21 protein-coding genes are annotated in these 24733 nt (G+C 40.7%); 13 read left to right on the top strand and 8 right to left on the bottom strand.

Annotated features, from left to right (window positions below):
- Window positions 1-123: 123 nt before the first annotated feature.
- The 4 genes from fadB to J8M01_RS16950 all read left to right on the top strand — a co-directional run bounded on the left by fadB (window position 124) and on the right by J8M01_RS16950 (window position 4140).
- Window positions 124-2286 carry a fatty acid oxidation complex subunit alpha FadB gene (gene fadB, locus J8M01_RS16965; protein ID WP_211058742.1) on the top strand — a complete coding sequence of 721 codons (2163 nt, stop codon included), beginning with the start codon at window positions 124-126 and terminating at the stop codon, window positions 2284-2286.
- 10 nt (window positions 2287-2296) lie between these two features.
- Window positions 2297-3463: an acetyl-CoA C-acyltransferase FadA gene (gene fadA, locus J8M01_RS16960; RefSeq protein ID WP_211058751.1), complete on the top strand. Its 1167-nt coding sequence runs from the start codon at window positions 2297-2299 to the stop codon at window positions 3461-3463.
- A 188-nt stretch (window positions 3464-3651) separates the two neighbouring features.
- Window positions 3652-3891 (top strand): sulfurtransferase TusA, encoded by a 240-nt coding sequence (tusA, locus tag J8M01_RS16955; protein WP_211050536.1) that lies wholly within the window; start codon window positions 3652-3654, stop codon window positions 3889-3891.
- Between the two features lie 90 nt (window positions 3892-3981).
- Window positions 3982-4140: a hypothetical protein gene (locus J8M01_RS16950; RefSeq protein ID WP_211058741.1), complete on the top strand. Its 159-nt coding sequence runs from the start codon at window positions 3982-3984 to the stop codon at window positions 4138-4140.
- A gap of 44 nt (window positions 4141-4184) precedes the next feature.
- Here J8M01_RS16950 and J8M01_RS16945 read toward each other — a convergent pair whose 3' ends face one another.
- The 7 genes from J8M01_RS16945 to dnaA form a co-directional block, all read right to left on the bottom strand.
- Window positions 4185-4628 (bottom strand): hypothetical protein, encoded by a 444-nt coding sequence (locus J8M01_RS16945; protein ID WP_211058740.1) that lies wholly within the window; start codon window positions 4626-4628, stop codon window positions 4185-4187.
- A gap of 116 nt (window positions 4629-4744) precedes the next feature.
- On the bottom strand, window positions 4745-6814 hold the full coding sequence (gene glyS, locus J8M01_RS16940) for a glycine--tRNA ligase subunit beta (protein WP_211058739.1): 2070 nt from the start codon (window positions 6812-6814) through the stop codon (window positions 4745-4747).
- A gap of 3 nt (window positions 6815-6817) precedes the next feature.
- Complete coding sequence (gene glyQ / locus J8M01_RS16935; RefSeq protein ID WP_010366281.1) at window positions 6818-7717, bottom strand: glycine--tRNA ligase subunit alpha; 900 nt, start codon at window positions 7715-7717, stop codon at window positions 6818-6820.
- 188 nt (window positions 7718-7905) lie between these two features.
- Complete coding sequence (gyrB, locus tag J8M01_RS16930) at window positions 7906-10329, bottom strand: DNA topoisomerase (ATP-hydrolyzing) subunit B (protein WP_211058738.1); 2424 nt, start codon at window positions 10327-10329, stop codon at window positions 7906-7908.
- 12 nt (window positions 10330-10341) lie between these two features.
- Entirely contained in the window at window positions 10342-11430 is a 1089-nt protein-coding gene (recF, locus tag J8M01_RS16925; protein ID WP_211058737.1) for a DNA replication/repair protein RecF, read from the bottom strand.
- A gap of 1 nt (window position 11431) precedes the next feature.
- Window positions 11432-12535, bottom strand: a complete 1104-nt coding sequence (dnaN, locus tag J8M01_RS16920) for a DNA polymerase III subunit beta (protein ID WP_192509181.1) — start codon at window positions 12533-12535, stop codon at window positions 11432-11434.
- Between the two features lie 15 nt (window positions 12536-12550).
- The gene (gene dnaA / locus J8M01_RS16915) at window positions 12551-13945 is read right to left on the bottom strand and encodes a chromosomal replication initiator protein DnaA (RefSeq protein WP_192509180.1); all 1395 of its coding nucleotides are present in this window, start codon (window positions 13943-13945) and stop codon (window positions 12551-12553) included.
- Between the two features lie 580 nt (window positions 13946-14525).
- Between dnaA and rpmH the strand changes: the two genes are divergently transcribed.
- From rpmH to J8M01_RS16880, 7 genes are all read left to right on the top strand, one after another.
- A complete protein-coding gene (gene rpmH / locus J8M01_RS16910) occupies window positions 14526-14660 on the top strand; it encodes a 50S ribosomal protein L34 (protein WP_004335215.1) in 135 nt (44 codons plus the stop codon).
- 5 nt (window positions 14661-14665) lie between these two features.
- Complete coding sequence (rnpA, locus tag J8M01_RS16905; RefSeq protein ID WP_211058736.1) at window positions 14666-15127, top strand: ribonuclease P protein component; 462 nt, start codon at window positions 14666-14668, stop codon at window positions 15125-15127.
- Between the two features lie 45 nt (window positions 15128-15172).
- Window positions 15173-15466, top strand: a complete 294-nt coding sequence (gene yidD, locus J8M01_RS16900; protein WP_225738488.1) for a membrane protein insertion efficiency factor YidD — start codon at window positions 15173-15175, stop codon at window positions 15464-15466.
- 8 nt (window positions 15467-15474) lie between these two features.
- The gene (yidC, locus tag J8M01_RS16895; RefSeq protein ID WP_211058735.1) at window positions 15475-17115 is read left to right on the top strand and encodes a membrane protein insertase YidC; all 1641 of its coding nucleotides are present in this window, start codon (window positions 15475-15477) and stop codon (window positions 17113-17115) included.
- A gap of 495 nt (window positions 17116-17610) precedes the next feature.
- Window positions 17611-18306, top strand: coding sequence for a cytochrome c biogenesis protein CcdA (locus tag J8M01_RS16890; protein WP_192509177.1), 696 nt, complete (start codon window positions 17611-17613; stop codon window positions 18304-18306).
- An 18-nt stretch (window positions 18307-18324) separates the two neighbouring features.
- Window positions 18325-18807 (top strand): TlpA disulfide reductase family protein, encoded by a 483-nt coding sequence (locus tag J8M01_RS16885; protein WP_192509176.1) that lies wholly within the window; start codon window positions 18325-18327, stop codon window positions 18805-18807.
- Window positions 18800-19612, top strand: coding sequence for a thioredoxin family protein (locus tag J8M01_RS16880; protein WP_211058734.1), 813 nt, complete (start codon window positions 18800-18802; stop codon window positions 19610-19612). Before J8M01_RS16885 ends, J8M01_RS16880 begins: the two co-directional genes overlap by 8 nt.
- On the opposite strand, the gene J8M01_RS16875 is transcribed toward J8M01_RS16880, so the two are convergent.
- Entirely contained in the window at window positions 19588-21840 is a 2253-nt protein-coding gene (locus J8M01_RS16875) for a winged helix-turn-helix domain-containing protein (protein WP_211058733.1), read from the bottom strand. The two genes, J8M01_RS16880 and J8M01_RS16875, sit on opposite strands and share 25 nt — an antisense overlap.
- A gap of 135 nt (window positions 21841-21975) precedes the next feature.
- Between J8M01_RS16875 and mnmE the strand changes: the two genes are divergently transcribed.
- Window positions 21976-23340: a tRNA uridine-5-carboxymethylaminomethyl(34) synthesis GTPase MnmE gene (gene mnmE / locus J8M01_RS16870; RefSeq protein WP_211058732.1), complete on the top strand. Its 1365-nt coding sequence runs from the start codon at window positions 21976-21978 to the stop codon at window positions 23338-23340.
- 752 nt (window positions 23341-24092) lie between these two features.
- Entirely contained in the window at window positions 24093-24539 is a 447-nt protein-coding gene (mioC, locus tag J8M01_RS16865; protein WP_211058731.1) for an FMN-binding protein MioC, read from the top strand.
- The last annotated feature ends 194 nt before the right edge of the window (window positions 24540-24733 follow it).

The following is a 24733-nucleotide window of genomic DNA, read 5'->3' as shown; positions in this document are numbered from 1 at the left end:
TTTACGCTTTTTAAGGAGATGAGAAATACAGCATAAATTTTTCATTGCAATTTTTATTTAAAGCGGCCAAACTGGGTGAAATAGCAACTCATCGTACCAGTGTTACTACACGGGAGAACAAGCATGTTATATAAGAGTGAGTCCTTTGTTGTTGATTTCTGCAAAGGCAAAATCGCTGAATTTAGGTTTTGTATGCCAGGTTCGGTCAATAAACTATCTCAACAAACCCTATCAGAGTGCGCAAACGCATTTGCCGATTTACGTCAACGTGACGATATAGACGCAATGGTATTTACCAGTGATAAAGATCACTTCATCATTGGAGCTGACATTTTTGAGTTTTTACCAACCTTCCAGCGCCCCGAAGAAGAGCTCATTGGCTGGATAAAAGACGCAACCGATGTATTTGATGCCATCGAAGATTTACCGTTTCCTACTGCATCTGCCATCAATGGTTTAGCGCTTGGTGGTGGGTGTGAGTGGTTACTTGCTACTGACTTTCGTTTAGCCAGTACATCAGCAAAAATTGGCTTACCTGAAGTCAAACTTGGGATCATGCCTGGATTTGGCGGCACAGTACGTTTACCAAGAATTATTGGTGCTGACAACGCCATGACCTGGATAACGACAGGTAAAGAACACCGTGCCAATGATGCCTTAAAGGTTGGTGCGGTAGACGGCGTGGTTGCACCAGAAAAACTATTCGATGCGGCTATTCGCGTACTAGAACAAGCTGTAGCAGGTAAGCTCGACTGGCAATCTAAGCGCCAAGTAAAACTTTCACCATTGAAGCTAAATAAAGTAGAGCAAGGCATGAGCTTTGCGATGGCTGAAGGCATGGTAATGGGTAAAACCAAAGGTCATTACCCAGCGCCAGTTATGGCAGTAAGAACCATTAAAGCAGCCGCAAATAGCACTCGCGATGAAGCAATGGCCATTGAAAATGCCAATTTTGCCAAGCTTGCGAAAACAGCGGAAGCTGCCGCACAAACCGGTATTTTTTTAGCAGACCAATACATCAAAGGCGTTGCTAAAAAGCAAGCTAAAGCATCACAACTTGAGATCAAACAAGCTGCGGTACTCGGTGCGGGCATTATGGGCGGAGGCATTGCTTATCAGTCTGCGTATAAAGGCACACCGATTGTTATGAAAGACATCAACCAAGCGGCGCTTGATTTAGGCATGAATGAAGCGGCCACCATTCTTGGTAAAAAAGTAAAACGTGGTCATATGGCCATGGATAAAATGGTCGCAATACTTGGTAAAATAAAACCAACGCTTGACGATCGTGATTTAGCCAATTCTGATATTGTGGTTGAAGCGGTCGTAGAACACCCGAAAGTAAAACAGACGGTGCTAGCCGGTCTTGAAGAACAGCTGCCAGAAGGCACTATCTTAACGTCAAACACATCCACCATTTGTATTGACGAATTAGCAACTGCGCTAAAACGTCCAGAAGATTTCTGTGGTATGCACTTTTTCAATCCAGTGCCAAAGATGCCATTGGTTGAAATTATTCGCGGTAGCAAAACCTCTGATGCAACCATTAACGCGGTGGTTGATTATGCCTTAAAGCTTGGTAAATCACCTATTGTTGTTAATGACTGCCCCGGCTTCTTTGTAAACCGGGTTTTATTCCCTTACTTTGCAGGCTTCAGTCAACTTGTGGTTGAAGGCGCCGACTTTAGTAAAATAGATAAAGTGATGGAAAACGTATTTGGTTGGCCGATGGGCCCCGCTTACTTGCTCGATGTGGTAGGTATTGATACTGCTAATCACTGTACTGGTGTTATGGCGGATGGGTTCCCACAGCGCATGGCACGCCAAGAAAAAGATCCCGTTGCCGTATTGGCGAATGCAGAACGTTATGGTCAGAAAAATAAAGCCGGCTTTTATCAGTACGCACCAGACAGAAAAGGTCGTCTGAAAAAATCTAAAGATGCTGCAAGCCTTGAATTACTAGCAAGTATCTGTGAATCACCCAAAGAGTTCGACAAACAAACCATCATTGAACGCTGTATGGTGCCGATGCTGAACGAAGTCTTACTATGCTTACAAGAAGAAATTGTTGCCTCTGCACAAGAAGCAGATATGGCACTGATTTACGGTATTGGTTTCCCACCATTTAGAGGCGGTGCATTCCGTTACTTGGATCAAGTGGGACTGGCTAACTTTGTTACAATGGCAGATAAGTATGCGCACCTAGGTGCCATTTACCAAGTATCTGAACAAACCCGTGAGTGGGCAAAACAAGGTAAAGTGTTCTATTCAGTGGAGGGTCAATAATATGTCTGCAATGCAACAAGCTGTAATCGTCGATTGTCTGCGTACCCCTATGGGTCGGTCTAAAAATGGCGTATTTAAACATCGTCGTGCTGAAGATTTAAGTGCACATTTAATGAAGGGCTTACTTGAACGTAACCCTGCTGTAGACCCTGCATCTATTGATGATATTTATTGGGGCTGTGTCCAGCAAACATTAGAGCAAGGCTTTAATATTGCCCGTAACGCAGCGTTACTGGCTGGTATTCCTCATTCAGTACCTGCGGTCACCGTAAACCGTTTATGTGGCTCTTCAATGCAAGCTTTGCACGATGCTGCAAGGGCAATTATGACCGGTGCAGGTGACACTTACCTTATTGGTGGCGTTGAGCATATGGGCCATGTTCCTATGACGCACGGTGTTGACTTTCATTCAGGGTTATCAACGTCGATTGCCCAAGCATCTGGCGTAATGGGTCTCACCGCAGAATACCTAGCAACACTGCATGGTATCAGCCGTGAACAGCAAGATAACTTTGCATATCGCTCACACCAACGCGCGCATGCAGCGACGGTTGAAGGCCGCTTTAGCCGTGAAATATTACCAATGCAAGGTCACGATGACGATGGCGTGCCAGTCCTTGTCGAGCATGACGAAGTCATTCGCCCTGAAACAACCGTAGAAGGTTTGAGTCAATTACGTCCTGTTTTCAATCCAGCCTCAGGTACTGTGACAGCCGGTACTTCATCTGCCTTGTCAGATGGTGCTTCCGCCATGTTGGTAATGAGCGAAGAAAAAGCCAAAGCACTAGGTTTGCCTATTCGCGCACGGATAAAGTCAATGGCGGTGGCTGGATGTGATCCATCCATCATGGGTTATGGTCCAGTTCCAGCAAGTAAAAAGGCGCTAAAGCAGGCCGGAATAAGCATTGATGATATTGACGTAGCCGAATTAAACGAAGCATTTGCTGCACAATCATTACCGGTATTAAAAGACTTAGGTTTATTAGACGTCGCGGACGAAAAAGTAAACCTTAATGGCGGCGCCATTGCCTTAGGTCACCCGCTTGGCTGTTCTGGCTCACGCATTAGTACATCCCTAATTCATATTATGGAAGACAAAAACGCAAAGTATGGTTTAGCCACAATGTGTATTGGTTTAGGCCAGGGCATTGCGACCGTATTTGAGCGCGTCGAGTAGACAATACCGACAAACCCTTTCAACTTGGTGACAAAGGCAAAGTGAGCACATCGCTTTGCCTTTTTTCGTGCTGATATAATGGTAAACCCATTTATTTTCAGCTTTTTCTAAGGGGTGGTTTATTTGTCTAAAAACACTGGTTAAAATAGCGCACAAAATCATTCAGCAGCCGCTAAGCGAGTTAACTCATGCCATTCTCAAACCCAGACCATACGTTAGATGCCATTGGCCTGCGCTGCCCTGAGCCTGTGATGATGATCCGCGGTATGGTCAGAAAAATGAATACCGGTGAAACACTCTTAATTGTCGCTGATGATCCATCAACAACCCGTGATATCCCCAGCTTTTGTGAGTTTATGGATCATACCTTAATTGCCCAAGAAACTGCCGAAGCACCCTATAAATACCTGTTAAAAAAAGGCTGCTAGCCTAATCCTTGACTCTCAAAGAAAGATTATGCTAAATTTAATTTCCCAAATATAGGGAACCTTTCATAAATAACATAAGGACAGTTAAAAATGAAATTGACTTTAAAAACTCAAAAACTTAAAAACTTAAACAACAAACAAGTTAGTAATAACCAAACACATTTGGTAGCTGGCGCAGGTGAAAACCGCGTATTTAACGGCACCCAAGGCATGAGAGAATCATGCGAAATAAAGTGTAAATACCATTAATAAATACCATTAGTGAATAGAAAGAGTAAAATATATAGTACATTTTACTCTTTTTTAATCATCACTTTAGGTGATCGATTATCAGAATAGTCTAGCGTGATCTTATACCAACCCTTTTTTTTCGGCATAAAGTTAAAGTAATTATAAACTGTATCGCAGTCTGCTAATTGAGGTTGATTTAACCGCAATGTCCCCTGTACTTTATACCCGCAATTAAACCCTTTCGACCATGCATCATCCGCAAGTTTAAATTCATATACTTTACCAGGCGTCATAAACTTCGCTTTGACTGAATATACACCTTTCTTCGACTCTTGCAGCATGTAATGTGATTCCGCATCCCACAAGGTAAAATCACCTCGTAAGTACATCGGTCTATTTAATTCTTGAGCTACTGTCGTATTTGTTTGCTGAGAGTCTGTAATTTGTACCTGATTTGCGCAAGCTGACAATAACAGCATTAATAAAACTGTACTGAGCTTTTTCATATTACAACTCCAGTGTCTTCGATTTAAATAATAAGTAAGTACACGCTATACCGTATAACAGTGCATATGGTAATAAAAAAGCCAGCTTATTGCTGGCTTTTAACGTAACAAATTACTTATTTTTGTAATACAGAAATATCTGCAGTGTTTAAAAATAAGCGACTAAGCTGGCTGAGTAATGCTAAACGGTTATTTTTAACCGCATCATCATCCGCCATCACCATTACGTTATCAAAGAAGTCATCGACGGCGTCGCGCAAGCTTGCAAGACGACTTAATGCATGTTGATAGTCACCTGCCGCATACACAGGAGCCAACTCAACGGTCAGAGCACTCACTTGTTGTGCTAATACTTGCTCAGCGGATTCAGTTAATAGTGCATCATTAACTTGTGCATCACTGGTGACGTTGTTTTTAGCCAAGATATTATTCACTCGCTTGTTCGCGGCAGCCAAAGCATCCGCTTCAGAGAGAGCTCTAAAATGACTAACGGCTTTAACACGACGATCAAAATCAATCGGCGATGTTGGTTTGCGAACCAGTACCGCTTGAATAACATCCACACTTATACCTTCGTCTTGGTACCATGCACGAAAACGACCTAGCATAAATTCGAGGACATCTTCTGCCACTTGGTCATTACTTAACTTATCAGCAAAGAGGGTTTTTGCTTTCGCTACGATGTCATTAATATCTAACGACAGCTCTTTTTCAACCATGATGCGCAATGCACCAATGGCTGCACGACGAAGTGCAAATGGGTCTTTGTCTCCTTTAGGTGCTTGACCTATCCCAAAAATACCCACAAGCGTATCGAACTTATCAGCAAGTGCTACCGCATAGCTAATTGGGTTTGACGGTAATGCATCCCCCGCAAAACGCGGCATATATTGCTCATTCTGTGCTAATGCCACATCTTCCGCTTCGCCGTCAATGCGTGCATAATGCATTCCCATCACGCCTTGCACATCCGTAAATTCCATGACCATTTCAGTCATTAAGTCAGTTTTACTCAAAAGACCTGCACGCTCTGCCAACGTTTTATCAGCGCCAACTTGCTCAGCAATATAACCTGCTAAAGCCGCAATACGCTCAGACTTATCTTTAAGCGTACCTAGTTGCTTTTGAAATAATACAGACTCTAACGAGGTTAACCTGCTTTCAAGTGTTTTCTTTTTATCCGTCTCAAAGAAGAATTGCGCATCGGCTAAACGAGGGCGAACCACTTTTTCATTGCCGGCAATAACGACATTGGGATCTTTACTTTCAATATTAGAAACAAACAGGAACTTATTTATTAGGTTACCTTCTTGATCTAATAACGGGAAGTATTTTTGGTCGTCTTTCATTGTATAGATCAGGGCTTCTGATGGAACATCCAAGAAAGCTTCTTCAAATGAGGCTGTTAATGTTACCGGCCACTCAACCAATGAAGTCACTTCATCAAGTAAATCTTCATCCATCGCCACTTGCGCATGAATCTCTTTAGCGGCTGCTTCTATCTGCTCACGGATCAGGTTTTTGCGCTTGTCATAGTCAGCTATCACATACGCCCCCTTCAATACCTCAAATGCATCATCGGCATGCTTAATTGATACACGTGCTGGATGGTGAAAACGGTGACCTTGTAATTCATTACTAATTGATTTACCCAGTACTTCGCCGCTGACCTGTGTACTACCGAGTAAGGCAGCCACAGTATGTACCGGACGAATGAACTGAGTCTTATTGGCCCCCCAGCGCATGGGTTTTGGAATAGGTAACTTAGCAAGTGCTTTAGCAATAACATCCGCAAGTAGTGCAACTGACTGTTTGCCAGATACGGTCGCACGATGTAATAACCATGCACCTTTATCCGTTTCTAGTGTTTCAGCCTCACTGACGTCAATACCACACCCTCGTGCCCAACCTTGTGCTGCCTTGGTCGGATTGCCTTCAGCATCAAAAGCAGCCTTAGTAGCAGGGCCACGTTTCTCCACGACTTTGTCTTGCTGCTGGGTTTCTAATGCTGACACTTGCACACCCAAGCGGCGTGGTGACGCGTACCAATTGACCTGATGAAAGCCTAATTCTAATGATGTCAGTTCTGCCGACATATTATCAGCAAATGCTTGTGCAAGCTTGCGCAATGCTTTTGGTGGTAACTCTTCAGTACCAATTTCTACTAATAGATTTTCAGTCGACATTGCTTAATCCTTACAAAGCGGGAAGCCAAGCGCTTCTCGAGCATCATAATATGCTTGTGCACAGGCTTTAGATAAAGCGCGAACACGTAAAATATAACGTTGGCGCTCAGTCACAGAGATCGCATGACGCGCATCTAATAGATTAAATGCGTGTGATGCCTTCATAACTTGTTCATATGCAGGTAATGGTAAACTTGCTTCAATCAATTTTTGACTCTCTTTCTCACAGTGGTCAAATTGTGCAAATAGAGCATCGACATCTGCATGCTCAAAATTATATTTCGACTGCTCGACTTCGTTTTGATGGAATACATCGCCATAAGTTACTTTACCCATAGGGCCATCAGTCCATACTAGGTCATAAATACTATCTACACCTTGTATATACATGGCTAAACGCTCTAAACCATATGTGATTTCGCCTGTCACCGGTGCACACTCAATACCACCTACTTGCTGGAAGTAGGTAAACTGGGTCACTTCCATACCATTGAGCCAAATCTCCCAACCCAAACCCCATGCACCAAGTGTTGGAGATTCCCAGTTATCTTCAACAAAGCGTACTTCATGCGTTAACGTATCAATGCCCACAGCTTCCAATGATCCTAAATAGAGCTCTTGAATGTTCTCCGGCGATGGCTTTAGCACAACTTGGAATTGGTAATAGTGCTGTAGTCGGTTTGGATTTTCACCATAGCGGCCATCAGTTGGACGACGACATGGCTGTACGTACGCACTCGACATTGGCTCTGGGCCAATTGATTTTAAAAACGTCAGCGGGTGAAATGTTCCCGCGCCTACTTCCATATCTAATGGCTGAGCAATGATACAGCCTTGCTGTGCCCAGTAATCCTGTAATGCCAGGATCAACCCTTGAAAGGTTTTAACATCGTATTTTTGCATAGTTGGCTTAATTATATTATTTGGTTCATGACTAAACCCGTATTGCACTGTTTTTACTTACATCAGTGAAGGGTTTCAAATGAGTGAAAATTATGCTCAGTATACCGCGAGCGCAGCATGGTTTTAAGCGTTAGACACAAAAAAAGGAGGGAAAACCCTCCTTTTTTTCATTTTTCTATCACTTAGAATTATACGTCCAAGTTAACCACTCGCAGTGCATTTGTCTCGATGAACTCTCGGCGAGGCTCTACCTGATCACCCATTAAAGTAGCAAACAACTGATCTGCTGCAATCGCATCTTCAATTGTAACACGTAGCATACGACGGCCACCTGGATCCATGGTTGTTTCCCACAACTGACTTGGATTCATCTCACCAAGTCCTTTATATCGTTGTGTATACAAGCCACGCTTCGATTCATTGATCAGCCAGTCTAAGCCTTCGACAAAGTTATCGACTTCAAGCGTTTTCTCGCCACGCTGAACATATCCGCCATCACCGATCAAGTTCGCTATATTTTTACCTGTATTGGCAATACGTACATAGTCTTTAGAAGTAATAAAGCTATGATCTAGTGTATACGCTTTATCTACACCATGCTGGCGAATTTTAATAACGGGGTAATATAAACTGCGCTCTTCATCAAATTTCACATCAGCTTCAAATATAGTGGCATCTTCATCACGCTCAACTAAATCCGCTATGAATGACTCTGTCCATTGCGTTACTTTTGTTTGCTCTGCTAAGTCAGCTTCTGTTAGCTCTGATTGATAAATCAGGCGGTTAGTCACCGATGACGGGAACTTACGGTTTAATCGCTCAATGATTTTCACGGTATTTTGATAATCATCAACCATGATTGCCAATGGTTCCCCCTCTATCGCAGCTGCACCTTCAGTTGGATACAACGCAGCACCATTAAGCGCTAATGCAGTAAGGTATACCGTTAGGGCTGCGTCATCTTTAATATATTGCTCTTGCTTACCTTTTTTCACTTTATATAAAGGTGGCTGGGCAATATAGACATAGCCACGCTCAATGATTTCAGGCATTTGGCGATAGAAGAACGTCAGAAGCAATGTACGAATGTGAGAACCATCCACATCCGCATCCGTCATAATGATAATACGATGGTAACGTAACTTTTCAGGGTTATATTCATCACGACCAATGCCACAGCCCAGCGCAGTAATCAGTGTTGCTACTTCTTGTGAAGACAACATTTTGTCAAATCGTGCTTTTTCAACATTCAGTATTTTACCTTTCAACGGTAAAATTGCCTGATTCTTACGATTACGGCCTTGTTTAGCCGATCCACCTGCTGAGTCACCCTCCACTATATATAGTTCAGAAAGTGCAGGATCCCGTTCTTGGCAATCTGCCAATTTGCCAGGTAAGCCAGCTAAATCCATCACACCTTTACGGCGAGTCATCTCTCTTGCTTTGCGTGCCGCCTCTCTTGCACGAGCAGCATCGATGATTTTACTGACAACAATTTTGGCATCTGCAGGGTTCTCAAGTAAGAACTCACCCAATTTCTCACCCATGGCTTGCTCAACTGCCGTCTTCACTTCACTTGAAACAAGTTTGTCTTTTGTTTGTGAAGAGAACTTTGGATCAGGTACTTTTACACTAACAACAGCCGTTAGTCCTTCGCGCGCATCATCGCCGGTTGCATTACTATTGGTTTTCGCTTTCTTATGAAATCCTTCTTTTTCCATGTACGTATTCAGTGTACGCGTTAATGCCGAACGAAAACCTGCTAAGTGTGTTCCACCGTCTCGCTGTGGAATATTGTTGGTAAAACAATAAATATTTTCTTGGAAACCATCATTCCACTGCATTGATACTTCAACACTTGTGCCATCTTCACGTTCACTCGTGAAATGGAAGACACTTTGATGAACAGGTGTTTTTTTACGATTCAAATAAGCCACAAACGCTTGGATACCACCTTCATATTTAAAGTGGTCTTGTTTATTCTCCTCACGTTCATCATTTAAGATAATGCTAACACCAGAATTCAAAAATGAGAGTTCACGTAATCGCTTAGCTAAAATATCGAAATGGAAGTTTATATCAGTAAAGGTTTCTGAACTTGGCCAAAAGCGTAATTCAGTTCCTGTAGTGTCAGACTCACCTATAACAGCCAATGGCGCATCAGGTACACCCATTGAATATGTTTGTTGATGCACCTTGCCTTCTCGGCGGATTGTTAATTGTAGTTTTTCAGAAAGTGCATTTACAACAGAAACACCTACACCATGTAAGCCACCTGATACTTTATATGAGTTATCATCAAACTTACCACCAGCATGTAGTACAGTCATAATAACTTCTGCGGCAGATACACCTTCTTCTTCATGAATAGAAGTTGGAATACCACGACCATTGTCGCGCACGGATACAGAGCCATCAAGATGAATTGTTACAAAGATATCGTCACAATGACCAGCTAAAGCTTCATCAATTGAGTTATCAACAACTTCAAATACCATATGATGCAGACCGGTGCCATCATCTGTATCCCCTATATACATTCCTGGACGCTTTCTTACTGCATCCAATCCTTTCAGTACTTTAATACTGGATGAATCGTAATTTTCAGACATGGTTTCTTCCAATTATTTTGTTATTAAGCTGCCTTGTTTCACGTGGAACATTTTTAGTTCACGTTTCATCGGTTCCACAACAGCAGAAATACTTTCAGCGGTGATTGCAGTAATAAACAGTTGAGACTGACACTGCGACAATAATGTCGACACGTACTGCATAGTTTCTTCACCTAATTCTGAAGGTAAGTCGTCGATAAGCAATATCGACTGCTTATCGGTTTCAGATTCAATTAAGCTATTCTGTACAACTTTAAGCGCATATAGAAGTAGTTTTAATTGACCCCGAGATAAAATACTTTCTACACTATGGCCTTGAATATAAAAACTGAAATCAGCTTTGTGTGGCCCTTTGGTTGTATAACCTAGCTTTGTATCGCGGTGAAACTGTTGTTTCAATGTGACAGCTAAGCTTTCTTTCCACCCTTCATCATAGCGCAATTCAAGCCCTGAGAATACGGGTATTTGACTAACTATTTTATCAAAAAAAAGCGTTTTAAACCTACTTATATACGCTTCTCGGTGGTTATTTATTTTCTCTGCCAATCGTACAAACTCTTTGTCCCAATATTGGATTTGTTCAGCGTAGTTATTGGGTCTTAACTTCAAGAGTGCATTGCGTTGTTTAAGTACTTTGTTGAAATCTTTCCACTCTTGAAAAAAACCATGTTCCACGTGGAACACCCCTAAGTCCATAAATTTACGACGTTCTTTAGGGCCACCAAAAAACAAATCATAACTTTCTGGTGTAATCACTTGAACAGGTATTAGCTGGGCAAGCTCAGACACTTTTCGACTTGACTGCCCTTGGATCCGTAAAGAGGTTTCTCCCGAAGAATCTTTACCAATACCAACTGGTATAGACAAGCTAAGGTGTTGTTTTTTGGCGTGAACTGAACAGCGAGTCTGTTCGTGTCGGATCAATAATTTATGCCTATTAGTACGAAAAGACTTTCCATGGGAGAGAAAGTAAATGGCTTCTAATAAACTCGTTTTACCACTGCCATTCGCACCAATAATCACATTAATATCTGGACTGGGCTCTAAAGAAATCGCCTCGATGTTTCGAAAGTCACCGAGGCTCAAATGGGTAAGGCTCATTTTATAAACGCATTGGCATCACGACATACATTGCTTCATCATCTCCAGCGCCCTCAATTAACGCACTGCTATTGGAATCAGCTAAAGTAAATTGTACGTCTTCCGTTTTTATTGTATTTAAAACATCTAATACATAAGAAACATTAAAACCTATTTCCAAATCATCACCTTGATAACCCACTTCGACAACTTCTTCTGCTTGTTCTTGTTCAGGGTTATTGGCACTAATTTTTAAAAGACCACTTGATAAATTGAGGCGAACGCCACGAAACTTTTCATTTGATAAAATAGACACACGTTGAAAAGCACTGCGCAGCCATTCTCTATTGGCAGTAACAAGTTTATCTCCGCCTCGAGGTAACACGCGCCGATAATCAGGGAAGCGCCCATCAACCAACTTACTGGTAAAGGTAAATTCACTGTCGACAATACGCACATGGTTTGCACCAAACTGAATACTTAATAACTCATCGTCAGCTGGCAACAATCGCATAATTTCTTGAACACCTTTACGCGGTATAATTAACTGCCTTTGCATTTCAACAGATTCGGATAGTTTCTTGTGTGCAATTGCTAAACGATGCCCATCTGTCGCGACCGTTTTAATTTCACTGTTATCAACTTCAAATGACATGCCATTTAAATAATAACGAACATCTTGGTTTGCCATAGAGAAATGAGTACTTTCCAGCAACTTACGTAATTCTAACCGCGTTAGCTGAAATTCAACTTCGCCATCCCATTGCTCAAGATTAGGAAAATCTTCAGCGGCCAACGTTGTTAATGAAAAGCGGCTTTTCCCACTGGTGAGTAATAATTGATGCTCTTGACTTGCCAACTTAATATCAGAGCCATCAGGCAAACTCTTACAAATATCCAGCAACTTTTTTGCGGGTAAAGTGATTTTTGCATCGCTAATTGGCTCATCCAACTGCACTGCTGCGACCAGCTCAATTTCCAAATCAGTCCCTGTCATAGCCAACGTACCATCTTTAATCTCAAGTAGTACATTCGATAAAATAGGTAACGTATGCTTACGCTCAATTGCACCGGAAACTTGGGTTAGCGGTTTTAAAAACTGCTCTCTAGAAATGGTTATTTGCATAATAAAAACGAGCCCTTAAGACGACAATGTTCTAATCAAATTCTGATAATCTTCTTTTACTTCATGTGATTCATCACGAAGTGCTTTTACTTTACGACAGGCATGTAATACCGTTGTATGATCTCGTCCACCAAAAGCATCGCCTATTTCTGGTAAACTATGATTGGTCAACTCTTTAGATAACGCCATCGCAACTTGGCGAGGACGCGCTACAGAGCGGCTACGGCGCTTTGATAATAAATCAGATACACGTATACGATAATATTCAGCAACAGTACGTTGTATATTATCAATGGTTACTAACTTATCTTGTAGTGCTAATAAGTCACGCAATGCCTCTTTTACGAAGTCAATAGAGATAGGCCTGCCTGTAAAATTTGCATTGGCTATCACACGATTTAACGCACCTTCTAATTCACGTACATTAGAGCGAAGTTTTTTAGCAATAAAGAATGCAACTTCATGTGGTAAGTTAATATTACTCTGCTGCGCCTTTTTCATTAAAATCGCAACTCGTGTTTCCAGCTCAGGGGGCTCTATTGCTATCGTCAAGCCCCACCCAAAACGAGACTTAAGCCTGTCTTCTACTCCCACAATTTCTTTAGGATAACGGTCTGACGTCAAAATGATTTGTTGATTACCTTCAAGCAACGCATTAAAGGTATGAAAAAATTCTTCTTGAGAGCGCTCTTTATTGGCGAAAAACTGAATATCATCAATCATCAAGGCGTCAACACTTCGGTAATATCGCTTAAACTCTTCGATTGCATTATTTTGTAGTGCTTTAACCATATCTTGTACAAAGCGCTCTGAATGCATATACACAATTTTTGCGTCTGGCTTTTTAGCCAAAATACCATTGCCGACAGCATGCAATAAGTGTGTTTTACCTAGGCCTGTCCCGCCATAAATAAAAACAGGATTAAATGCCGAGCCAGGATTATCAGAAACCTGAGTAGCGGCAGCTTTTGCCAATTGGTTAGATTTACCCTCAACAAAATTATCAAACGTATAATTTTCTTTAATATTAGGGCGATATGCTGATTTTGGTGCTGGTTCAATCTTTTCAACGGCTGGCGCAGCAACGCTTTGCGTACTTGTTGCAGGCTGTGCACTTACCATCGGTACTTGTTGGGTATCAGCACTAGGTTGTTGACCTAAAATAGGTTTACTACCTACGTCAAAGTGTAACTTTGGCGCTTCATCACCGCAGATCTCAATAAGTAATTCATTAATACGATTTAAGTACTTCTCTCTCACCCAATCAAGCACAAAACGGTTAGGTGCATAAATCGTTAAGGTATCATCGGTACTTTCTGCTTGTAGTGGTCTAACCCACATACTAAATTGCTGAGACGGCAATTCATCTTGCAACACATATAAACAACTTTGCCAAACCGACAGATACACGCTGAACTCCAATACATAGTTAATATTCCCGGGCACCTAAAAAGGTTAAAATTCACCCAGAAATTTTCTTTTATTATCATTAAATTAATAATGGAAGCCGAGTATTATGAATGGATCTTATCCACAACTTCAATGTTGACTTTTCAAAAAATGAGGATCCTGTTGATAAAAAACAATAAACAGCTGTTTTAAATGAAATTTTATTTTAGATCCAAGAGTTAGATCATAGCAAAAAATAGACAAGATCTCACTGCTATTTTACGATCATTTTTAGTTTTCCAAAGGTTTTTTCCATATTCCCCCCAAAGCCTGTGGAAAACTCTAATTAGATCAGATCGATCCAGATCTACTGGTGCGATCGAAAGATCACCTTTATAATGCAGCAGCTTTATATAATAGCGACTACTAATAACCAACTACGTAGAGACCTACATAGTATTAGTTAAAAAACCACCAGCGCCAGAGATAGTTATTGACTTTCGAGGCAATGGGCATTACTATCTCGCGCTCGCAATGGCACCTGTGCCAGGATCGCGACCTGCATAGGATGTTTTAACTTAACCGATCGGACGGAATTGTTATGAAAAGAACTTTTCAACCTAGCGTTTTAAAACGCAAACGTGCTCACGGTTTCCGTGCTCGCATGGCAACTGTAAATGGCCGTAAAGTACTAGCACGTCGTCGTGCTAAAGGCCGTAAAGTACTTTCTGCTTAATATAAGTGGAAAGCTTTAGCTTTGGCAGGGAGTTACGTCTGTTAACTCCCTCGCATTACTCTCGAATATTTCAAGAACCTGCTCGCGCAGCGACACCTTATTTTACTCTTCTAGCAAAACCTAATGATATTGGACGTCCTCGTTTAGGCCTTACTGTTGCTAAAAAACGCTGTAAACTGGCTTGCCAACGCAACCGCATCAAACGGCTTGCTCGCGAAAGTTTTCGTTTAAATCAGCATAAACTTGATAACATTGATATTGTATTAATGGTTAAAAGCGGTGTTGATGAACAAAGTAATGCCGAGTTAACGCAACAACTTAATAAAATGTGGCGAAAACTCAATGAACGTTGTAAACCGGGAGCACCAAAGCCTAAACCGTTTAAAAAGCGCCCAGCAAAGAATGTAAAAAAGCAAACTCGCCGCAAAAGCGCGATAATACACCCCGTTCGTAGCTTTAGCCCTTGATTTAGGGTATCTTTAGCTCACCTTTTGAACATTAATAGTATGGCAATGATAATTAAAGTGCTAAAGCCTTGGTTCACCATATTACTTGATGCCCCGAAGCGTATCTTTATTCTATTGATTAAAGGTTACCAACACTTTATTAGTCCTATGTTAGGTCCACATTGTCGTTTTAATCCAACTTGCTCTAGCTATGCCATACAAGCAATTAATTGTCATGGTTTGTTAAAAGGGAGTTGGTTCGCGGTCAAACGCATATTAAAATGTCACCCTTTAAGTGCAGGCGGGGATGACCCCGTACCTGAGAAATCAACCCAAGTTAAACATCAACACGAGAAATAAGAGCTGTTATGGAATCACAACGCACGTTTTTATTTATCGGTTTATTGCTTGTGTCGTATTTATTATTCCAAGAGTGGAATAATGACTACAACCAACCAAAAATCGATACCAGTGCCACAACACAAGTAACTACCCCAAATGTATCATCGGCTGCATCACAAAATGATGTACCAGTATCGAGTCAAGGCGACGTGCCTGTAGCCGCAACTAAAGCAATTCGTTCAGTGATCACAGTAACAACTGACGTATTAGCGGTACAAATTGATACCAAAGGGGGCGACATTGTTGAAGCTAAACTTCTAAAGCATGCTGAAACGCATGGTAGTGAAGACCCTTACTTACTACTAGGTGAGTTTGAAGGTAAGCAATATATCTCGCAAAGTGGCTTAATTGGCTTAAATGGGCCTGATGCATCACAAGATGGTCGTCCTGTATATACAAGTTCTAATACGCAATACCAATTGAATGGTGATGAGTTGCGTGTGCCTTTAACTTTTGTTGATGCCAAAGGTGTTGAGTTTACCAAAACGTATGTATTTAAAGCTGGTAAATACGATGTGAACCTTGAATATAGCGTTAACAACGCAACGGCAGAGCCTATACAAGTGCAATTGTATACTCAGGTTAAACGTACAATTCAGGCCAAAGGCAGCATGGTTGATCAAACCTACCTTGGTACTGCGTACGGTACAGCTGAAGAGCCCTATGAAAAATACAGCTTTGATGACATGATTGAAGCGAATCTTAACAAGAATACGTTAGGTGGCTATGTCGCATTTATTCAGCATTACTTTGTAAGTGCATGGGTACCAATGCAAGAGTCAAATAACACCATTTATACCGCAGTGCGTAATGGCCAAGGTATTATGGGGTTAAAAGGCGAGCCGGTGAATGTCCAAGCCAATAGTACAGTTAACCTGTCAGCTACCTATTACATGGGCCCGAAAGATGGAGATGCTTTAGAAGCTATTCATCATAACTTAGATTTAACTGTAGACTATGGCTGGTTATTTTTTATCTCTCAGCCACTGTTCATATTACTTAAGTTCTTATATGGCCTGATAGGTAACTGGGGACTAGCCATTATCGCGATCACTATTTTGGTGAAGTCTGCACTTTACCCACTGACTAAAGCGCAATACACCTCAATGGCTAAAATGCGCATGCTACAGCCAAAAATGCAGGCATTAAAAGAGCGTTATGGCGATGACCGCCAGAAGTTTGGTCAAGCTACGATGGAACTATATCGCAAAGAGAAAGTTAACCCGATGGGTGGCTGTTTACCTCTATTACTACAAATGCCAATTTTCTTAGCCTTGTTCTATGTATTCTTAGAGTCGACAGAGTTACGCCACGCTGAATTCATGTTCTGGCTTACAGACTTGTCGGCGGCAGACCCATACTACGTACTGCCTATTTTATTTGGTGCGAGTATGTTTCTAACGCAAAAGCTGCAGCCGATGACTGTCACAGATCCAATGCAGCAAAAGATGATGACGTACATGCCTGTGGTATTTACGATATTCTTCTTAATCTTCCCTTTCCCATCAGGCCTCGTTTTATACTGGTTAGTATCGAACCTGATCACCATTGCACAGATGCTTATCATCTACCGCGGGATGGAAAAGAAAGGATTAAAGGTAAGATAAAGCCATTGTAAAACAGCTTTTTGTTATCGATCAAACGCCTGCTAACTTGCAGGCGTTTTCAATTATTTACTCCCGCTAGCATAGATGCTTTACCCCTCTTATTTAGACAACCCCCCATTTATTTACTACACCACTTTAATATAAGTAACCTGAGATCTGTATAAGAACTAAAGCGAGTTACCTTTATGCTCAGGTTAAGTAATAACCCTTCAAATTATTACCCCATAAAATACGATTATTAGTTTAGCGCAGACAGAGATTTCTCGTGTAATGCAATGAATACGAAATTACTGAACAGTATGCGCTAGCGCTTATCTTCATTTCCCATATTCAACGGCTAATCCCCCTCGCCTTTCATTCACTTTTTTATGGGTTTATATTTATATATATCAATAATTTAATGTTTTTTTATCTCTATTTTATGTCTATTTGATAGGCTTTACTGAGACCTTATAAAATACTCATCGACAATTTCAAGATTTCATAGAGTTTGTCATGGTTGTTGAATTAGAAACATTGCTATTAAGCCAACTTAATGTACTGCAATTAAGCTGGTGGTTACTTCTGAGCGCTTTTTTTAGTGGTGTATTAGCCAGTTTATCCCCTTGCATTTACCCTCTACTCCCCATAACAATTGCTTCATTAGCACCTAGAAATTCCGAACAGCAGTACAAAAAACGCAGAGCCGCGTACTACTGCTTAGGTTTTGCATTAGTTTATGCCGCGTTAGGTTGGTTAGCTGCTCTGTCCGGTAAAATGTTTGGATCTGTCGCCAGTGATCCATGGGTTCAAATTGGTTTTGCTAATTTACTTCTCTATTTTGCTGCCATTCTCAAAGGTTGGTTAGCACTTCCAAACTTACTTTCAAACGTCTCCTTATCGAGTCAAAAGCCGTTTTTCATGGGTGCGGCCAGTGGATTAGTCGCAGCCCCTTGTACCTCTCCTATACTGGCAGGCTTATTACTTTTTGTCGCAGAGCAACAACAGAGTGGCTTTGGTGCTGCACTGCTTTTTTGCTTTGCATTAGGGATGAGCGCTTTGCTATTTATACTGGGCGTATTTAGTCATTTACTCAATGTTCTTCCCAAGTCCGGACGTTGGTTAACGCTCCCACCCACTATTTTTGCACTACTGATGCTATTCATGGCGCAGTACTACTTAATACGCGCCGGACAAGCGCTATTCTTTTAATACAATAACGGAAACATCATGAAACGATATTACGCAGTCATATACTCACTACTTTTAATAGGTCTAACACACAATGCCTGTTATGCATCACAACTCATCAAACCACTCGTTTTAAACACAATACAGGGGAAGACAATTCACACTCAAAACAAAATTACTTACCTAAAGTTTTGGGCCACTTGGTGTCGCTACTGTATAGAAGAGATGCCCCACTTACAAAAAACAGCCAATACAAAGCGGGAACAGACACATGTTGTCTCGATTAACGTGGGTTTAAATCAATCACCTCAATTGGTCAGTCGCTTTCTATCTCAATATAACTATACCTTTCCCACCGTATTTGATGATGGCTCACTCGTGGAGCGATTTAAAATTACTGGCACACCGACTCATATCATTATTGATAAACAAGGGAACATCATCCATCGCAGCGCACTATTAACAGATGAGCTCAAAGCCAAGCTCCTCGACTTAACGACACAAGGACAACATCATGAATAAACCCCTACTATGGTTCCTTTTTAACATATTGATGATCTGTAATATAAAAATCACTGAAGCTCAAACAGCAATGGCCCATGAAGAAGTCGTCTTTATTGATATATGGAGTGAATATGCCGCATTAAGCAACCTTCCAAAATCACACCTTCCACGTCGTTATTTTCAAATAGATATGAACGTAAATACCGCTGACCTTGCACATTTCATACAAGCATACCCACAATTTAAGACGCTCAAAATAGACAAAAACAACCGCTTAGCAAAACACTTTTCGGTACAAAAAACACCAACAGTGATTAGCTTAAAACAGGGGGAAGTCGTTAATACATATACACCAAATACACTCGTTAGTTTACCAAACAAAGAGCACCTAGTTATCACTGCAGAGCAATTGCGATTAACTAGCTTGCAAAATAGCCATTTTGATTTTAATCAGTCCGACAAGCACCCTACTCGACTATTATTTTTTAGTGATGCGCTTTGCCCTAAACACCACTTACCCGATTGTGTAGAAAAGATTAAAGCGCATAACCAACTTGATTTAAACAGCAAAATAGAAAAGCTCACTATCATTAAGCCTTTTTACGTCTCTATTGCAGATACACATACTTATAAGCAACAATTTTACATCACTCATCCAGTGATATTTGATAAACATAATGTGCTTTTTAGGCAATTCTCAGTCTCTGAACTGCCCTATTGGATATTACTTAATAACCAAGGAAGTGTGATGTATAGAGGTAATACACCACCAAGTAAAACTTTGCTGCATACACCCCACTACTCAAACACCCATTCAGATTGACAATACACACTGTAAGGTGGTGGCAATAATTGAGGGAGCGAATCCAATTTAACTCCCTCATTTCTTGCTTCTATAAAATGGTGTAATAGATTTTGATCCGTACTTTGCCACTGTAAATGAAAACGCACTTTAGTTTCAGTCATAGATTTGATAGCACGATCAAAATGGCCTAATTGCCACTGCGCCGCACTTTTATAAATAGCCGTTAATTTATGTTTTGGTTTTTTCATAGCAAATGACAGTGAGTGCTCAAACTGTTCTTGCTGAAGCAAAATATACATTTTAGTGTAGTGTGCATACGCTAGGCTATCGACAAACTTATACGCTTTGTACGTCGTAATTGCCTGATCCGTTAATGACATAGCAGCGGTATAGTCTTGTTGGTGAACTAATAACCAAGCTAACAACAATTGCGCATTCGCCTGAGTAATATGGCCACTTTTATTATCCGAAATTAACTTTTCAAACCCTCGCTTCGCATTAATAAAAGATGTTTTATCAAATATATCTGCTCGTAGCACATTATCCATGTACGCCATCGATATTAAAAACTCAGCTTGTATTGCAATATTAGCTGAGAGAGCATTCATACTTTCTAACTTCCAAAGGGTCGTCAATGCAGCGTTCCCCTCGTGTAACTGAATATGAAAGAACCCCAAATAGAGTAGTATTTGTTGTTGTAAATACACATTGCCTTGGGTTTTAGCCATATTCAAACTCTTGTATAGCGCTTCTTTTCTCAGCCCTAACGGTGCTTGATAATTTTGCCCAAATGCAAAGTAGCTTTTCATTAACGGGGCGAGTTGCTTTTGTTGTTGATAATAATGAATCGCGCGATTTATCACCTTTAAATTATCTTCAATGTCTAATTCGGTGTTTTGTTCCAGACCTGCTTGAGGGGGGTTTGCAATATAAAATGCACGTTGCGATTCCAATAAACTCACAGACAGTCCCCCATTTATTAATTTCATATTTTGTACCGCTCGATGGTGGCGAGGCCAATCAAACTTCAGCCAAGCCAAATCAGCTTCTAATTGGTACACTTGACCAAGTAAGCTGCGGTGCTTTAATTCGTTGGCAAACTGCATACTTTTTGCTAATGATACCTCTATAGAATCAAAGCGGCCTTCATGTAATAAAAATTGGCCATAATAAAGGTGGTATCGAACCGTTAAAAACTCATCACTTTCATCCAAGTCAATACCATCAAAATAATGCTGTGCTAAAGAATATTGCCCCGTTTTCCATAGTAAATTGGCAAGTTCTAACCGTGCAGCTTGATTATTATCATCATGTAATAAAGAGGCTTGAAAAAATGGGGTTGCCGCGGAGATACCATAATAAGTTAACGCATGTAACCCACTTAAATAGCTGATCCTTGAATCATGATTTGCTGAAACAACTTCTGTTGATACCGGCTGTACGACACCATTTAATTGTTGCACCAACTCAGTGACCATACTATCTAGCGGTGCAGTCAGATTCTCACTGAATAGCTGACCGTATATCGGTGCTTGATTATTACGTGTTATTTGATAATTCAATACATATCGCTGCTGTTGCTGGGTTAAAGACGCTGAAAATATGGTTGTTTTGTCTGGCTTGTGTGTATCATTTTGTTGATCAATGAATGTGGCTTCATTCCCAATACTAAAGGTATGCCTTGCACCCTTTTTTAATTGTTGCTGCAGCGTAAAGCCCCACCAATCAAATTCAACCTTCCCTGTTAAATTATCGATGTCCATCACAATAAGTGTCGGTAATGATACCGTTACATGTGCACCTTGTTGCTGCTCTTTATCAAAGAAATTTGGTAGAGAAAGCGATAATACAACCCCGATCATCGTAATAAACAGCATCATGATAGAAGCAAAGTTCGATCGAAAAAAATTAGTCCTATTTAAGAATCGAGCTATTTTATACTTTCTATGTACCGGACTGATCCAAATATACCCTTTCTGCGGGTAAGTTTTAATAAAGCGCGGGTTCTGGGCGTTATCACCAAGGTGTTTTCGTAACTCCTGGATACTCTGCGTTAAAGCGGCATCACGATATTCACTATGAAGCCATAGCCGTGAAAGTATCTCCTCTCGGCTCAATAACTTGCCTGGCTGATCTAAAAATAATAAGAGTAATTGTGCGACTTTAGGTCGTAGAGTTACGATCTGCTCATCAACATGCAACTGCTCTAAAACAGGTTCAAATGTAAACTGTTTAAATTGATACACGTTTTCTTATATTCCCTATATACGCTAGTGCCCCTAATATACAAAAGCGAATGCAATATGTCATGGTTGTTAATAGCCCAGTTTGCCCCTTTGCTGTACAATTAAAAGTAATATAAACGCTTCATTAACGGCCTTATGAATACACAAGACACCATCGTTGCTCAAGCGACTGCACCAGGACGCGGCGGCGTAGGTATTATCCGCATATCAGGTGCATTAGCTTCTGACGTTGCGCAGCATATTATTGGGAAATGCCCAAAAACGCGCTATGCCGAATATTTACCTTTCAATACCTTAAAAGGTGAACAATTAGATCAAGGGATCGCACTCTATTTTGCAGGCCCTAATTCTTTTACTGGCGAAGATGTTTTAGAACTGCAAGGTCATGGTGGCCCTGTTGTCATTGATATGCTACTCAAAGAAATTTGCCAAATATCTGGCGTGCGCTTAGCGCAGCCCGGTGAGTTTTCAGAACGCGCATTCTTAAACGACAAAATGGACTTAACACAAGCAGAAGCGATTGCTGATCTAATTAATGCCACTAGTGAACAAGCAGCAAAAAGTGCCCTTCACTCTTTACAAGGCGATTTCTCTAATCATATTAATACGCTGGTGGAGAAAGTTATCCATTTACGTATGTATGTTGAAGCGGCTATCGACTTTCCAGATGAAGAAATCGACTTTTTATCTGATGGAAAAGTGAGTGGTGATTTAAACGCAATCATCGAACAACTTAATGAAGTCCGTAAACAAGCAAAGCAAGGCAGCATCATGCGCGAAGGTATGCGTGTCGTGATCGCAGGTCGCCCAAACGCAGGTAAATCTAGCTTACTTAATGCATTAGCTGGCCGCGAAGCCGCTATCGTGACAGACATTGCGGGTACCACCCGAGACGTACTGCGTGAGCATATTCATATAGATGGTATGCCACTGCACATAATTGATACCGCAGGACTGCGTGATAGCCCTGATAAAGTAGAGCAAATTGGTATTGAACGTGCCTGGGATGAAATAATCCAAGCCGACCATGTATTGTTTATGGTCGATGGAACCGACACCGTTCACACTGATCCTATGCAAATTTGGCCTGAATTTATGGCGCGTCTCCCTCAAGGTATGGCAGTCACCGTCGTTCGCAATAAAATAGATTTATCGCAAGAAGCGGTCGGTATGTGTCAACAAGGCGATTACCCTGTCTTACGTTTGAGTGCAAAAAATACCGATGGCATAGATTTGCTACGCGATCATCTAAAAGCTTGTATTGGCTTCCAGGGAGCTACGGAAGGTGGCTTTATGGCACGCCGCCGTCACTTAGATGCGTTAGAACGTTCAGCAGAGCACTTAGATATTGGTAAAACACAGTTAGAAATGCACATTGCTGGTGAAATTCTTGCTGAAGAGCTACGTTTAACGCAGCAATATTTAAACGAAATTACCGGTGAATTCACCTCCGACGATTTACTGGGTAAGATCTTCAGCTCATTTTGTATCGGTAAATAATACGTACACCGCAGTTAAAACCTTAAAAGATCTAGCCCCTTTAAGGTTTTAATTAAAGCTTTTCTATACCCATAGGTATTCTAATAACTCATCGTTTAGTATATTTACCATACTAGTGAGAAATATCACTGGCTAAAAAGAGAGCGTTATTTATCGGACATAACATCATAAGTAACAATAGATTAAAGACAGAAAATAGATTTTGATCCGAATATAAGCATACCTATTTTATAATTTGTAAACAATTCCAACACAGACAACCCCGCTGACTACTCAATTCCACAGCTCATCCCAAGCCATTAGTCCAAATAGCTAGCAAGTCAGTCAAAATCTAACCGTTCAAATAACAGCTCCGATCTAATTTAAATGTTTTTAGACTTTTTTAATATATAGATCTAACTTAATAGATCTAAAAAAACAGATCTAAATCAAAGACTTGATCGTTATACACATTCAATTTGTCCACATCATGAAAATCATCCTCATTCAAACCAAATTTAGTCAAAATCATCATATAATGCATTCATTGAATAAAACTTATCGAAAAGATATTCTCAGTTTATCCACATAAATTTCACTTAATAACCGTATGGAATATTTTATTTATATATTAAAATTCAATAACATAAAGTAAAAAAGTTCATTTTGAACAATAAACACACGTCATTTTTTATCCAATCAAACTCCCCTCCTCTTTACTTCTTCCACAGGCACGATATTATGACGGCATTAAAAAGACTTGATCAATTACAATGCCACAAATAGAGATCGTCGTAGGTAGTCAAATGGGATCAGCTGAATATGTTGCTGATCAAATAAAAGAAGACTTAGATAATCAAGGGTTTACTGTTAATTTACAAGAACAACCGGACCTCACTCAGTGTGGATATAATGTATGGCTGGTCGTTACATCAACTTACGGTGCGGGTGACTACCCGGAAAACTTATTGCCTTTTATTGATCAAATAAATCAACAAGATAATTTGGATGGCATTCAGTTTGCTGTTATCGGCATTGGTGATACAAGTTATGACACTTACAATTATGCAGCTAAAAATATCGCTAAGTTATTGATTAATAAAGGAGCAAGTAAAATATTGCCGACTTTAGAGATCAATATACTCGATGAATCTCTACCAGAAGACACAGCGCTGGCTTGGTTACCGCAATTCAGTGATAGGCTTACGGTATATTCATAGGCACCAACAGATCTTTTACACAGATGTTATTCACATTTTTGCTTTTTTTTAGATCGTATTGTGGATAACCTTTGATCTACCTGCTGATCTAACCATAGTTATCCTTGGGATAATTATAAGTTGATCTGACCCTGTGTATAAATCGTTGTTTTGATCAGAGCTTATTAGATACTTGATCCGATCCTATTCACATC

The organism is Pseudoalteromonas sp. MMG005, from assembly GCF_018101015.1.
In the GTDB taxonomy this organism is placed as follows: domain Bacteria; phylum Pseudomonadota; class Gammaproteobacteria; order Enterobacterales; family Alteromonadaceae; genus Pseudoalteromonas; species Pseudoalteromonas aurantia.
The sequence above is the reverse complement of the archived record's forward strand: the minus strand, read 5'-3'. Positions and strand labels throughout refer to the sequence as shown.

Coding starts and splice junctions, on each gene's coding strand:
- fadB (WP_211058742.1), top strand. CDS start 124: ATGTTATATAAGAGTGAGTCCTTTGTTGTTGATTTCTGCAAAGGCAAA.
- fadA (WP_211058751.1), top strand. CDS start 2,297: ATGCAACAAGCTGTAATCGTCGATTGTCTGCGTACCCCTATGGGTCGG.
- tusA (WP_211050536.1), top strand. CDS start 3,652: ATGCCATTCTCAAACCCAGACCATACGTTAGATGCCATTGGCCTGCGC.
- J8M01_RS16950 (WP_211058741.1), top strand. CDS start 3,982: ATGAAATTGACTTTAAAAACTCAAAAACTTAAAAACTTAAACAACAAA.
- J8M01_RS16945 (WP_211058740.1), bottom strand. CDS start 4,628: ATGAAAAAGCTCAGTACAGTTTTATTAATGCTGTTATTGTCAGCTTGC.
- glyS (WP_211058739.1), bottom strand. CDS start 6,814: ATGTCGACTGAAAATCTATTAGTAGAAATTGGTACTGAAGAGTTACCA.
- glyQ (WP_010366281.1), bottom strand. CDS start 7,717: ATGCAAAAATACGATGTTAAAACCTTTCAAGGGTTGATCCTGGCATTA.
- gyrB (WP_211058738.1), bottom strand. CDS start 10,329: ATGTCTGAAAATTACGATTCATCCAGTATTAAAGTACTGAAAGGATTG.
- recF (WP_211058737.1), bottom strand. CDS start 11,430: ATGAGCCTTACCCATTTGAGCCTCGGTGACTTTCGAAACATCGAGGCG.
- dnaN (WP_192509181.1), bottom strand. CDS start 12,535: ATGCAAATAACCATTTCTAGAGAGCAGTTTTTAAAACCGCTAACCCAA.
- rpmH (WP_004335215.1), top strand. CDS start 14,526: ATGAAAAGAACTTTTCAACCTAGCGTTTTAAAACGCAAACGTGCTCAC.
- yidD (WP_225738488.1), top strand. CDS start 15,173: ATGATAATTAAAGTGCTAAAGCCTTGGTTCACCATATTACTTGATGCC.
- yidC (WP_211058735.1), top strand. CDS start 15,475: ATGGAATCACAACGCACGTTTTTATTTATCGGTTTATTGCTTGTGTCG.
- J8M01_RS16890 (WP_192509177.1), top strand. CDS start 17,611: ATGGTTGTTGAATTAGAAACATTGCTATTAAGCCAACTTAATGTACTG.
- J8M01_RS16885 (WP_192509176.1), top strand. CDS start 18,325: ATGAAACGATATTACGCAGTCATATACTCACTACTTTTAATAGGTCTA.
- J8M01_RS16880 (WP_211058734.1), top strand. CDS start 18,800: ATGAATAAACCCCTACTATGGTTCCTTTTTAACATATTGATGATCTGT.
- mnmE (WP_211058732.1), top strand. CDS start 21,976: ATGAATACACAAGACACCATCGTTGCTCAAGCGACTGCACCAGGACGC.
- mioC (WP_211058731.1), top strand. CDS start 24,093: ATGCCACAAATAGAGATCGTCGTAGGTAGTCAAATGGGATCAGCTGAA.